This is a genomic window from Streptomyces sp. NPDC047886 (assembly GCF_043204435.1).
In the GTDB taxonomy this organism is placed as follows: Bacteria; Actinomycetota; Actinomycetes; order Streptomycetales; family Streptomycetaceae; genus Streptomyces.
The window spans coordinates 256,332-269,228 of record NZ_JBIDCF010000004.1; the positions used below are offsets into that span (position 1 = coordinate 256,332).

A 12,897-nucleotide genomic window follows, 5' to 3' on the forward strand; every position below is an offset into this window, starting at 1 on the left:
AGCACCGCCATGCCGACGACCGGCAGTGACACGAACACCACCACCACGTCCGAGCCCGCCACCACGACCGCCACCACCACCGAGACCGCCACCACGACCGAGCCCGCCACCACGACCGCCACCACCACCGAGACCGCCACCACCACCGCGCCCGACGGCCCGACACCGGTGAGCGACAGCGTCCTCGGGCGTCATCTGCTCACCGTCCGGGGCTTCCACTTCGTGTTCGGCGCCCTCGGCGACCCGTACGCGCGCCGGCTCTGCGCCGACGGCGAGAACGTCGCCCTGGGGGAGCGGATCAGGCAGGCCGCGCCCCTCTACCGCAGCAGCCTCCAGACCTGGGTGACCGGACACGCGGAGCTCGCCGCCCTGCTCCTCGCCGACCCCCGGCTCGGCACCCGCCACCCCGGCACCGGCGACGCCCCGGACCACGTCCGGGAGAACGTCTGGGAGACCTGGCACACCTGCCATGTCACCCCCCTCGACGGCGCGCTGCTCACCCCGGCCGCCGCCCGCCACGACCGGCTCGCCGCCCGCGTACGTTCCGTGCTGGGGCCGGCGTCGTGCCCGGCCTGGGCGTCCGACGTGGAGCGGGCCGTCGCCGCGACGCTGGACACCGCCCTGAGCGCCCTGAGCGCCCCGGGCGCGGTGGACGCGCCGCACCGCCCCGGTGCCGGGTTCGACCTGGTGACCGACGTCGCCCACCCGGCCGTCATCGGCGCGCTGACCGCCGTACTCGGCCTGCCCGATGCGGCGCGCGCCGAACTGCTCCGGCTGCTGCCGGAGTTCGGCCCCGCCCTGGACTCCCCGCTGTGCCCGCCGACGCTGCCCGTCGCCCGCGCCATGAACCCCGCGATCACCCGCGTACGGGCGCTGGTGGCGGCCACCGTCACCGCACGCGGCGACGAACCGGCCGGCGACGCGTTGAGCGCGCTGCTCGCGACCGCCCCGGGCGCGGACGGTGGCGCGGCCCGCGAGGAGGAGACCGTCACGGCCGGTGTGCTCGCCACCGTCGTCGGCGCCGAACTGGCCGTCACCACCCTGGTGAACGCGGTCGCGGCACTCCTCGCCCACCCGGAGCAGTGGGCCCTGCTGTGCGCCGAGCCCGACCGGGCGTCCGACGCCGTCGAGGAGACGCTGCGCTGGGCACCGCCCGTCGCGCTGCGGAGCCGTACCACCCGGGAGCCCGTGGAGTTGGACGGGCAGAAGCTCGACGCGGACGAGCACGTCGTCGTCCTCGTCGACGCCGCCAACCGCGACCCGGCCCGCCACGACGACCCCGACCGTTTCGACATCGGCAGGCCCCGGCACACCGGGTTCGGCCATCTGACCCTGACCGGCGGCCCCGAGGAGGTCGTGGCACCGCTCGTACGGCTCCTGACGACGGCCGCCCTGCGGGCGCTCGCCGTCCGCGCCCCCGGCCTCCGGCCCCACGGCGAGGTGCTGCGCCGCGCGCGGTCGGCGGTCGTGGGAGCACCGCTGTCGTTTCCGCTCACGACGGTCTGACCGGATCGCCCCTCGCCCCGCCCGGCGTGTGCGCCGCGTGCCCCGCGTACGCGGCGTGCTCCCGCGCGTACGGCGAGGACCAACCCACGAGGAGAGGTAGCGAAGCATGCGGGTGCTGCTGACGGCGTTCGCGATGGACGCGCACTTCAACGGTGTGGTGCCGCTCGCCTGGGCGCTGCGCACCGCCGGTCACGAGGTGCGCGTGGCGAGCCAGCCCGCGCTCACCGACAGCGTCACCCGCGCCGGACTGACCTCGGTCCCGGTGGGCACGGACCACCAGGTCCAGGCGGTGATGGGCGTGATGGCCCCGGGCGTGTTCGCCCTCCACCGCGACCCGGACTATCTGGAGAACCGCCCCGAACTCCTCGACCGGACGTTCCTCGAAGCGTCGACCACCATGCTCACCGCCGCGTTCTACTCCCAGATCAACAACGACTCCATGGTGGACGACCTGGTCGACTTCGCCCGGTGGTGGCGGCCCGACCTCGTGATCTGGGAGCCGTTCACCTTCGCCGGCGGTATCGCCGCCCATGTCACGGGTGCCGCGCACGCCCGGCTGCTGTGGGGGCCCGACCTGTTCCTCCGGGTGTACGAGAGGTTCCGTCAGGTCCTCGCCGACGAGCCCGCCGAACACCGCGACGACGCGCTGCGGGAGTGGCTGGGGTGGACCCTGTCCCGCTTCGGCGCCGCGTTCGCACCCGAGGTGATCAGCGGTCAGTGGACGATCGACCAGATGCCGCCGAGCGTGCGCCTCGCGACGAGCGGCCCGTCCGTGCCGATGCGCTTCGTCCCGTACAACGGCCCCGTCCCCGCGGTGGTGCCGCCGTGGCTGCGCCGGGACCCGGACCGGCCCCGCGTCTGTCTCACCCAGGGCATCACGGAGCGCACCACCGGGTTCAGCGGACTGCCGCGCGCGGGCGAGCTGCTGGAGCTGATCGCCGAGCTCGACGTCGAGGTCGTCGCCACGGTGAAGGCCGACGAGCGCGCCGGACTGCCGCCGTTGCCGGGCAACGTCCGGGTCGTCGACAGCGTGCCGCTCCATGTGATCCTGCCGAGCTGTGCGGCGGTCGTGCACCACGGCGGCGCCGGGACCTGGGCGACGGCGGCGCTGAGCGGGGTGCCGCAGCTCGCGCTGGCCTGGCAGTGGGACGACGTGTTCCGCGCGGGCCGCCTGGAGAAGCTCGGCGCCGGACTGTTCGTACCACCGGGGACCGACGGCGGAGCCGCTTACGTCCGGGACCGGCTCGGGCAGTTGCTGAGCGACGCGTCGTTCGCGCGGGGCGCCGCGCGCATCCGCGAGGAGATGCTGGACGCCCCGGCCCCGAACGCGGTCGTCCCGGTCCTGGAGGACCTGGCGGCCGCCGGGCGCTGACACCGGCGGCCGCGCGAGGCCCTGCCACCGCCGGGCGGCGCCCCTCCCCGCCGCCCGACGGCGCCCCTGCCCGAGACGCGACCCGGGGTCGGTCTCAGGAGCCCTTCGGCAGCGACTGGGCGAGGAACACCCCGGTCAGCGAGGTCTCCGCCTTGACCAGGTCGGCGGGCGTGCCCTCGAAGACGACCCGGCCGCCGGAGCTGCCCCCGCCGGGCCCGAGGTCGATGACCCAGTCGGCGTTCTTCACGACGTCGAGGTTGTGCTCGATCACGATGACGGAGTTGCCCCGGTCGACCAGGTTGTCGATGACATGGAGCAGACTGTCGATGTCCGACATGTGCAGTCCGGTGGTGGGCTCGTCCATCACGTAGACGCTGCCCTTCTTGCCCAGCTCGGTGGCGAGCTTGATGCGCTGGCACTCGCCGCCGGACAGGGTGTTCAGCGGCTGGCCCAGCTGGAGGTATCCGAGCCCCACCTCGTTGATGGAGCGGAGGGTGCCCGCGATCCTCGGTTCGGTGAAGAACTCGGCCGCCTCGGCCGTGCTCATCCCCAGGACGTCGTTGATGTTCCGGCCGCGCAGGGTGCAGCGCAGCACGTCGTCGGTGAACCGGCGTCCCGCGCACACCTCGCAGGTCGTGATCATCGGGTCCATGAACGCGAGGTCGGTGTAGATGATGCCGAGCCCCTGGCAGTTGGGGCAGGCCCCGTCCGAGTTGAAGCTGAACAACGACGCGCTGACCCGGTTCTCCCGGGCGAACAGCCGCCGGATCTCGTCCATGATCCCGGTGTACGTGGCGGGGTTGGAACGGCGGTTGGTGCTCACCGCGGACTGGTCGATGACCACCGCCGACGGGTGCTGGCGCAGGAACACGTCGTGGATGAGCGTGCTCTTGCCGGACCCGGCGGGTCCGGTGACCACGGTCAGCACCCCGGTCGGGATCTCGACGGTGACGTCCTTGAGGTTGTGCGCCGAGGCGTGGACGACCCGCATGGATCCGGCCGGTCGCCGGAACGCCGGTTTCACGGGCAGCTCCCGCCGCATGAACCGGCCGGTGAGCGTGTCCGCCGCGCACAGCCCCGCCACGCCGCCCTGGTAGACGATCTCGCCGCCCTCTTTGCCGGCGCGGGGGCCGAGGTCGATCACATGGTCGGCCATCTCGATGACATCGCGGTCGTGCTCGACCACCAGGACCGTGTTGCCCTTCTCGGCGAGCTCCACCAGAAGGCCGCTGAGCCGTCGTACGTCGCTGGGGTGGAGCCCGATCGTCGGCTCGTCGAAGATGTACACCACATCCACGAGCGAGCTGTTGAGATGCCGGACCATCTTGATCCGCTGCGATTCGCCGCCGGAGAGGGTGGAGGTCTCGCGGTTCAGGCTGAGATAGTCGAGGCCCAGCTCGATGAGGTGGTCCAGCCGCTCGATCAGGTTCGCGACGAGCGTGGACACGGTGGGGTTGTCGACCTTCCTGACCGCCTCCATGAGGTCGCCGATCTCCAGGGACGCGAGCTCCGCGATGTTACGGCCGTTGATGACGCAGTCGAGCGCCTGGCGGCTCAGCCGCTGCCCGTCGCAGGTGCGGCAGGTCGAGACGGACACGACCTGTTCGAGCGCCCTGCGGTTCTTGGCGCTCATCTCGTCGGGCTCCTTGCGCAGGTACACCCGGTTGAACTTCTCGATCAGCCCCTCGTACTTGGAGCTGATCTGCCCGCCCTGCCACTCCAGCGGAATGGACCCCTTGGCGCCGTGCAGCAGCGCCTGCCATTCGCTCTCCGTGTAGTCCGCCAGCTTCTTGTCGTTGTCGAAGAGCCCCGAATTCGCGTACAGCTTCCAGAACCAGCCTCCGACGGCGAACGCCGGGTGCCGGATGGCCCCCTGGTTGAGCGACCTGGACCTGTCGAGCAGCTTGTCCAGATCGAGTTGCATCCTGCGCCCGAGCCCTTCGCAGTCCTGGCACATACCGGCCGGGTCGTTGAAGGAGAAGGCGTTGGAGTAGCCGATCCACGGGTCGCCGACGCGCGAGTACAACAGCCTGAGCAGCGCGTAGATGTCGGTGATGGTGCCGACCGTGGAGCGGGAGTTCCCGCCGATCCGCTTCTGGTCGATGATCACGGCGGTTGACAGATTGGCGATCACATCCGCGTCGGGCTGTCCGTACTTGGGCAGGCGGTTGCGCACGAAGGCGGTGAACGTCTCGTTCAGCTGCCGTTGGGACTCCGCCGCGACGGTGTCGAAGACCAGCGACGACTTCCCCGATCCCGACACCCCGGTGAACACGGTGACCTGGTGCTTGGGAATCTCGACCGAGACGTCCTTGAGATTGTTCTCGCGTGCGCCGATGATCTGGATGTTCTTCTGCTGCATGAGGCTTCCTCGGGTTGAGGGGGCGAGCTGGGGCCTGAGCCGCCGTTTTCACGCTAGCGACGATCGCGGCCATCTTCTGGCCGCGATTGCCCGTGGAGCGCCGTTCATTCACGACGACCTTCACCGCCCGTGCCGGGACGGTTGACAGCTCCTGTGGCGCCTGGCTTCATGAACAGCACGGTGGGAGCGCTCCCATCCTCGCGTCCCCGCACTTCCCGAACCCCGCACTTCCCGAACCCCGTACTTGCAGAACCCGCACCTCCCGAACCCGTACGCAGCACCCCCTGTACGAGCACGGCACCCGACACCGACCCGAGGGGCACACAGTGGGACAGACACGTACACGGCACCGCCCGCACGGCAGGCACGGACCCTTACGGGCGCTCGTCGCCGGGGTGATGGCGGCCGGCCTCCTGTGGGCCGCCGGGCCCGCGACCGGCGCGGCGGCGGCTCCCGCCCCCGAGCCGGCCACCGCCGCCACCGGGGCCGCGGCGCCCGGCGACGACTGGCTGCGTACCCGGGGGAACCGGATCGTCGACGCCGCCGGCAACGAGGTGTGGCTCACCGGGACCAACTGGTTCGGCTTCAACGCCACCGAACGGGTCTTCCACGGCCTGTGGTCCGGCAACATCACCGAGATCACCCGTTCCATGGCCCAGCGCGGCATCAACATCGTCCGCGTGCCCGTCTCCACCCAGCTCCTGCTGGAGTGGAGGAACGGTCAGGCCACCGTCCCGAGCGCCGTCAACGCCTACGCCAACCCCGAGATCGCCGGAAAGACCTCGCTGGAGGTCTTCGACCACTGGCTGGACCTGTGCGAGCGGTACGGCATCAAGGTGATGCTGGACGTGCACAGCGCGGAGGCCGACAACTCCGGCCACGTCCACCCGGTGTGGTGGAAGGGAACGATCACCCCGGAGCTCTTCTACACGGCCTGGGAATGGGTGACGGCCCGTTACCGGGCCGACGACACGATCGTCGCCATGGACATCAAGAACGAGCCCCACGGCACCGCGAGCGCCAGTCCACGCGCCAAGTGGGACGGTTCGACGGACCAGGACAACTTCAAGTACGCCTGCGAGACGGCCGGCAAGCGCGTCCTCGCCGTCAACCCGAACCTTCTCGTGCTCTGCGAGGGCATCGAGGTGTACCCGAAGGCCGGAGCGAGCTGGACGTCCACCGCCCCGACCGACTACCACTCGACCTGGTGGGGCGGAAACCTGCGCGGTGTCCGCGCCCACCCCGTCGACCTCGGCGCCGGCAACGACCGGCTCGTGTACTCCCCGCACGACTACGGGCCGCTCGTCTTCGCCCAGCCCTGGTTCACCGGCGACTGGAACCGCACCACCCTCGAACGCGACGTGTGGGACCCGAACTGGCTCTACCTCCACAAGGAGAACAAGGCGCCGCTCCTCATCGGCGAATGGGGCGGCTTCCTCGACGGCGGCCCCAACGAGAAGTGGATGAAGGCCCTGCGCGACCTCATCGTGGAGCACCGCATCCACCAGACCTTCTGGTGCCTCAACCCGAACTCCGGTGACACCGGCGGTCTCCTCCTGAACGACTGGAAGACCTGGGACGAGGCGAAGTACGCGCTGCTGAAGCCCGCCCTGTGGCAGCACGGCGGCAAGTTCGTCAGCCTCGACCACGAGGTGCCGCTCGGCGGCACGGGCGGCGGCACGGGCGTCAGCCTCCGCGACGTGTACGGGAACGGGGGCGGCGACCCGTCCGACACGACTCCGCCGAGCGCCCCCACCGGTCTCACCGCCGGGGCCACGACCGCCACCTCCACCACGCTGACCTGGACCGCGTCGACCGACGACGTGGCCGTCACCGGCTACGACGTTTACCGGGACGGGACGAGGGTGAACGCGGCGCCGGTCGCCGGCACGTCCTACGCCGACACGGGTCTCACGCCGTCGACCGCGTACCGCTACACGGTCCGGGCGCGCGACGCGGCCGGCAACGTGTCCGCAGCGTCGGCCGCCCTGTCGGTCACCACGGCGGCCGACGGCGGTGGCGGCGGGCCGACGGGAGCGGTGAAGGTCCGCTACCGCGACAACGACGGCTCCGCGACCGACAACGCCATCCGCCCCGGGCTTCGGGTCGTGAACACGGGCACGTCCGCCCTCGACCTCGGCACCGTCACGGCGCGCTACTACTTCACCCGCGACGGTGGAGCGCCCACCGTCGCCGCCTGGTGCGACCACGCGGCGGTGGGCTGCGAGCGGGTAAGGCTGCGGGTCGTGGCACTGGCCTCCCCGGTCACGGGCGCCGACGCCTATCTGGAGGTCGCCTTCACCGGCGGCACCCTGGCGCCCGGCCAGGACACCGGTGACCTGCAGCTCAGGATGAGCAAGACCGACTGGTCGGCCTTCGACGAGTCGAACGACTACAGCCGGTCGGCATCCACCACGTACGGTGACGCCCCGGTCGTACCCGCGTACACCGGCACAACCCTGGCGTGGGGAACGCCCCCCGCCTGAGCAGCGACGGCGTCCTCTCACCGCCCCCGCGCGCACACGCGTGCGGGGGCCTTGTCGAGACCGGCTCGATCACGAGATATCTTGATGTCGAGCAATGTTACAGACGTGGAGCGGAGCACCCGGTGACTGACTCGACCATCATCTACACACACACTGACGAGGCCCCGGCCCTGGCGACGTACTCGTTCCTGCCCGTGGTCCAGGCGTACGCCTCGACGGCCGGCGTCAGCGTCGAGACCCGCGACATCTCCCTGGCGGGGCGGATCATCGCCGGCTTCCCGGAGTACCTGGAAGAGGGCCGGCGCGTCGAGGACGCCCTCGCCGAGCTCGGCGAGCTCGCCAAGACGCCCGAGGCCAACATCATCAAGCTGCCGAACATCTCGGCGTCGATCCCGCAGCTCAAGGCGGCCGTCGCCGAGCTCCAGCAGCAGGGTTACACGCTGCCGGACTACCCGGACGACCCGAAGACCGACGAGGAGCGCGACATCCGCGCCCGCTACGACAAGGTCAAGGGCAGCGCCGTCAACCCGGTCCTGCGCGAGGGCAACTCCGACCGCCGGGCCCCCGCCTCGGTGAAGAACTACGCCAAGACGCACCCGCACCGCATGGGCGCCTGGACCGCCGACTCCAAGACCAACGTCGCCACCATGGGCGCCGACGACTTCCGCTCCACCGAGAAGTCCACGGTCATCGACGCGGACGGCACCCTGCGCATCGAGCTCGTCGCCGAGGACGGCACCACGACGGTGCTCCGCGAGTCCGTACCGGTCCTCGCGGGCGAGGTGGTCGACGCGTCGGTCATGCGCGCCGCCGCGCTCCGCTCGTTCCTCTCCGAGCAGGTCGCCCGCTCCAAGGCCGAGGGCGTCCTGTTCTCGGTGCACCTCAAGGCCACGATGATGAAGGTCTCCGACCCGATCATCTTCGGCCATGTCGTGCGCGCCTTCTTCCCCAAGACCTTCGCCGCCTACGGTGACGTGCTCGCCGGCGCCGGTCTGAGCCCGAACGACGGCCTCGGCGGCATCCTCAAGGGCCTGGAGGCGCTCCCGCAGGGCGACGAGATCAAGGCGTCCTTCGACGCGGAGATGGCCGAAGGCCCGGCGCTCGCCATGGTCGACTCCGACCGGGGCATCACCAACCTGCACGTCCCGAGCGATGTCATCGTCGACGCGTCCATGCCGGCGATGATCCGCACCTCCGGCCACATGTGGGGCCCGGACGGCCAGGAGGCCGACACGCTCGCCGTCCTCCCGGACAGCAGCTACTCCGGCGTGTACCAGGCCGTCATCGACGACTGCCGCGCGAACGGCGCGCTGGACCCGGCCACGATCGGCTCCGTTCCGAACGTCGGTCTGATGGCGCAGAAGGCCGAGGAGTACGGCAGCCACGACAAGACCTTCGAGATCCCCGTCGCGGGCACCGTCCGCGCCGTGGACGCCTCGGGCGGCGTCGTGCTGGAGCAGAAGGTCTCCGTCGGCGACATCTTCCGCATGTGCCAGGCGAAGGACGCGCCGATCCGCGACTGGGTCAAGCTCGCCGTCACCCGCGCCCGCGCCACCGGCGACCCGGCCGTGTTCTGGCTGGACGAGAACCGTGCCCACGACGCCAACCTGATCGAGAAGGTCAAGGCGTACCTGCCGGAGCACGACACCGAGGGCCTGACGATCGAGATCATGTCGCCGGTCGAGGCGACCAGGTTCTCCCTGGAGCGCATCCGCCGGGGCGAGAACACCATCTCCGTCACCGGCAACGTCCTGCGCGACTACCTGACCGACCTGTTCCCGATCCTGGAGCTCGGCACGAGCGCCAAGATGCTGTCGGTCGTCCCGCTGATGAACGGCGGCGGTCTGTTCGAGACCGGTGCCGGCGGTTCCGCGCCGAAGCACGTCCAGCAGCTGGTCAAGGAGAACTACCTGCGCTGGGACAGCCTGGGCGAGTTCTTCGCCCTGGCGGCCAGCTTCGAGCACCTGGCGCAGACCACGGACAACGCCCGCGCCCAGGTCCTCGCGGACACCCTGGACCGCGCCACGGCGACCTTCCTCAACGAGGACAAGTCGCCGACCCGTCGCGTCGGTGGCATCGACAACCGTGGCAGCCACTTCTACCTGGCCCTGTACTGGGCCCAGGAGCTGGCGAAGCAGACGGACGACGCCCGGCTCGCGGAGGCGTTCGGCCCGCTCGCCAAGACGCTGACCGAGCAGGAGCGGACCATCGTGGACGAGCTGATCGCGGTGCAGGGCTCCCCGGCCGACATCGGCGGCTACTACCAGCCCGACCCGGCCAAGGCCGCGGCCGTCATGCGCCCGTCGCAGACCTTCAACCAGGCTCTCGCGACGCTCGGCTGACGCGTGACGCGTGACGCGTGACGCGGTGAACGCGGCTCCGCCCCGGCCGGCATCCTGCCCGGCCGGGGCGGTTCCGTCTCAGGCTCAGAAGACGCTCACGCCGTACGCGCTCAGCGCCTCGGTGACCGGCTGGAAGAACGTGGTTCCGCCGGAGGAGCAGTTGCCGCTGCCGCCGGACGTGAGGCCGAGGGCGGTGGTGCCGGAGAACAGCGAGCCGCCGCTGTCGCCGGGCTCGGCGCAGACGTTGGTCTGGATCATGCCGTAGACGACGTCGCCGCCGCCGTAGTTGACGGTGGCGTTCAGGCCGGTGACCGTGCCGCTGCGCAGGCCGGTCGTGGAGCCGCTGCGCTGGACGGACTGGCCGACGTAGGCGTTGCCGGCGGACGTGATGTCACGGTAGCTGCCGTTGTACAGGTAGACCCGGCCGTCCGCCGCCGAGGCGTTGGAGTGGCGGATGATGCCGTAGTCGTTGCCCGGGAAGCTGGAGCCCGCCCGGCTGCCGAGCAGGGTGCTCTGGCCGGAGTTGGTGTACCAGGTGCTGGCGATGTTGGTGCAGTGGCCGGCCGTCAGCGCGTAGTACGCACCGCTGCCGCTGCGGACGTTGAAGCCGAGCGAGCAGCGACCGCCGCCGGCGGCGTAGATGGCCTGGCCGCCCGCGATGAGCTTGTTGAAGGTGCCCGGGGTGCGCTTGATCTCCAGGGCGTCGGCGCGGTCGCCTGCGGCCTTCTTGATCTGGGCCAGTTCGGCCGCCGTGACGGTGGAGTCGGCGGTGACGACGAGCTTGCCGGAGGCCGCGTCCGTGTACCAGGCGGTTCCGGGGACGTCGGCCGCGAGCACGGCGTCGCTCGCCTGCGCGAGCTCGGCCCGGGTGGCCTTGGAGTCCTCGGCCGTCCCGGCGACCGCGTTCGGAGCCGCGAGCGCCGTGGCGGTGAGCAGGGCGGCCGCGACGGCGGTCAGCCGCGCGGCTCTTCCGACGCCGCTGAGGGGGGTGAAGCGCTTGATGTTCACTACATCCTCCGTGGGGGATCCGGGGCCCGATGGGTGGACGGGCCCGACAGAGCACCGAAGGCAGTCCATGACGTGAGGACCACGGCCGGATCGCCGTGTCGTCATGTGCCTGTCAATCGATGGTGAGAATCCTGTGCTGCGGTGGATCCCGCCACAAGATCGCCTTTCGGCCGCTCTACGCGCGTCCAGTCCGGTGGGGCGGGGGTGTCGCCGCGACGGGTCGTCGCTCCCGTCGGCCCGTCCCGCGACTTCGGCCGGTTCCCTGCGCCCCGCCCGGCGGGGGAGGTGCGCGCGCGGGAATGTGCTGACTGACCGTCAGGTCGGGCTCACGGTTCCCCGGACGCTCGTCGGCGGGGCCGCGTGGGCCCCAAGGGGCGCCGGCGAGAAACGGAACGCCGCCTACCGTTCCGGCTGTTCAGGGTGGTTCGGCATTGAACGGATCTCCGTGCCGCCGCCCCCGGGGTCGCCGTCCCCGCCCTTCCGCGTGTCGCCCGGAAGAGAGGAGGGGCAGCCGCCGCGGCGTCCGCGATCCCGTCCACGGTCCCGGGTGCGCCACGTCGGCCGCGCGGCAGGCCGTACGGCGTGATTCCGTCGCCGGGAGAGCAGCCCGTAGGGCCTCGGGAGGGGAGTCCGCAGGCGCATGCGTCACTTCCATATGTGCCGATCACTCCCGTTCGCCCGTCGGGCTCCGGTGTCCGGATTCCGCCCCTGCTCCGGTCCTCCGCGTGGCCCCGCCGTACCCGTTCGATGAGGCACATGCCATATGGCCTGAACTCGCCCCGCAGAACGGTCAACTGACGCATCGGCTGTCCCACGGCCCTCGCCGTTCCTAGCATGTGCCCTCACGGAATCCGAACTTCTGGGAACGGGTGGACTGGATGCGAAGCGAGTCGTGGCGGCCCGACGCCATCGACACCAGGGTGCCGAGCGTGGCACGGATGTACGACTACCTGCTGGGCGGTGAGGACAACTACCAGTCCGACCGGGATGCCTGCGAGCAACTCCTCAAGCAGGTGCCCAGCAGTAAGGTCCTCGCCGTCAACAACCGCCACTTCCTGCGGCGCGTGGTGCGGACGCTGGCCGCCGAGCACGGCATCCGGCAGTTCGTCGACCACGGCTCCGGCCTGCCCACCCAGGACAACGTCCACCAGGTGGCCCAGGCCGTCGATCCGGACGCGCGCGTCGTCTACGTCGACAACGACCCGATCGTCCTCGCCCACGGGCGTGCCCTGCTGGACGAGAACGACCGTACGGCCGTCATCCAGGCCGACATGCGGGACACCGACGGCATCTTCGGCCACGAGGAGACGCGACGGCTGATCGACTTCAGCCGGCCCGTTGCGGCGCTGTTCGTGTCGGTCCTGCACTGCATCCCGGACGAGGACGATCCGGCCGGCCTGGTCAGGCGCGTCGCCGAGCGGCTGGCACCGGGCAGCTTCCTCGTGGTCTGCCAACTGGTCAGCGACCGGCCCGAGATCCGCCGGTTCGTCACCGACTTCATGGCGGAGGCCACCGGCGGCCACTGGGGCCGGGTGCGCGAGGAGCACGAGGTGGCCGGCTACCTCGACGGGATGGAGATCCTCCCGCCCGGCCTCGTGGAGGTGTCGACCTGGCGGCCCGACAACGACCTCGCGCCGACGCAGCAGACCGACGAGTGGCTCGAATGGGGCGGGGTCGGCCGCGTCGGCTGACCACCCCCCACCGCCCGGGGCGTGAGAGCGGGCGGGGCGGTGAGGGCGGGGCGGTCAGGGAGGCGCCGGTGCGCCGCGACCGTATACGGGTCGCGGTCATGGCGGCGCGTCTACGGGCCGCGACCGTACG

At 71.1% G+C, this 12,897-nt stretch carries 7 protein-coding genes; 5 read left to right on the top strand and 2 right to left on the bottom strand.

Annotated features, from left to right (window positions below; genetic code table 11):
- Nucleotides 1-9: 9 nt before the first annotated feature.
- Together ACGF5U_RS16120 and ACGF5U_RS16125 are read left to right on the top strand one after the other, a co-directional pair.
- Nucleotides 10-1,506, top strand: coding sequence for a P450-derived glycosyltransferase activator (locus tag ACGF5U_RS16120; RefSeq protein WP_392714654.1), 1,497 nt, complete (start codon nucleotides 10-12; stop codon nucleotides 1,504-1,506).
- A 106-nt stretch (nucleotides 1,507-1,612) separates the two neighbouring features.
- Nucleotides 1,613-2,878 (top strand): activator-dependent family glycosyltransferase, encoded by a 1,266-nt coding sequence (locus ACGF5U_RS16125; protein ID WP_392714655.1) that lies wholly within the window; start codon nucleotides 1,613-1,615, stop codon nucleotides 2,876-2,878.
- A 94-nt stretch (nucleotides 2,879-2,972) separates the two neighbouring features.
- On the opposite strand, the gene ACGF5U_RS16130 is transcribed toward ACGF5U_RS16125, so the two are convergent.
- Complete coding sequence (locus ACGF5U_RS16130; RefSeq protein ID WP_392714656.1) at nucleotides 2,973-5,240, bottom strand: ATP-binding cassette domain-containing protein; 2,268 nt, start codon at nucleotides 5,238-5,240, stop codon at nucleotides 2,973-2,975.
- 326 nt (nucleotides 5,241-5,566) lie between these two features.
- Between ACGF5U_RS16130 and ACGF5U_RS16135 the strand changes: the two genes are divergently transcribed.
- Both ACGF5U_RS16135 and ACGF5U_RS16140 read left to right on the top strand, forming a co-directional pair.
- A complete protein-coding gene (locus ACGF5U_RS16135) occupies nucleotides 5,567-7,726 on the top strand; it encodes a cellulase family glycosylhydrolase (protein ID WP_392714657.1) in 2,160 nt (719 codons plus the stop codon).
- A gap of 122 nt (nucleotides 7,727-7,848) precedes the next feature.
- Nucleotides 7,849-10,068 carry an NADP-dependent isocitrate dehydrogenase gene (locus ACGF5U_RS16140; RefSeq protein ID WP_392714658.1) on the top strand — a complete coding sequence of 740 codons (2,220 nt, stop codon included), beginning with the start codon at nucleotides 7,849-7,851 and terminating at the stop codon, nucleotides 10,066-10,068.
- 84 nt (nucleotides 10,069-10,152) lie between these two features.
- Here ACGF5U_RS16140 and ACGF5U_RS16145 read toward each other — a convergent pair whose 3' ends face one another.
- Nucleotides 10,153-11,076, bottom strand: coding sequence for a S1 family peptidase (locus ACGF5U_RS16145; protein WP_392714659.1), 924 nt, complete (start codon nucleotides 11,074-11,076; stop codon nucleotides 10,153-10,155).
- A gap of 878 nt (nucleotides 11,077-11,954) precedes the next feature.
- Here ACGF5U_RS16145 and ACGF5U_RS16150 point away from each other — a divergent pair.
- The gene (locus ACGF5U_RS16150) at nucleotides 11,955-12,767 is read left to right on the top strand and encodes an SAM-dependent methyltransferase (protein WP_392714660.1); all 813 of its coding nucleotides are present in this window, start codon (nucleotides 11,955-11,957) and stop codon (nucleotides 12,765-12,767) included.
- Nucleotides 12,768-12,897: the final 130 nt, after the last annotated feature.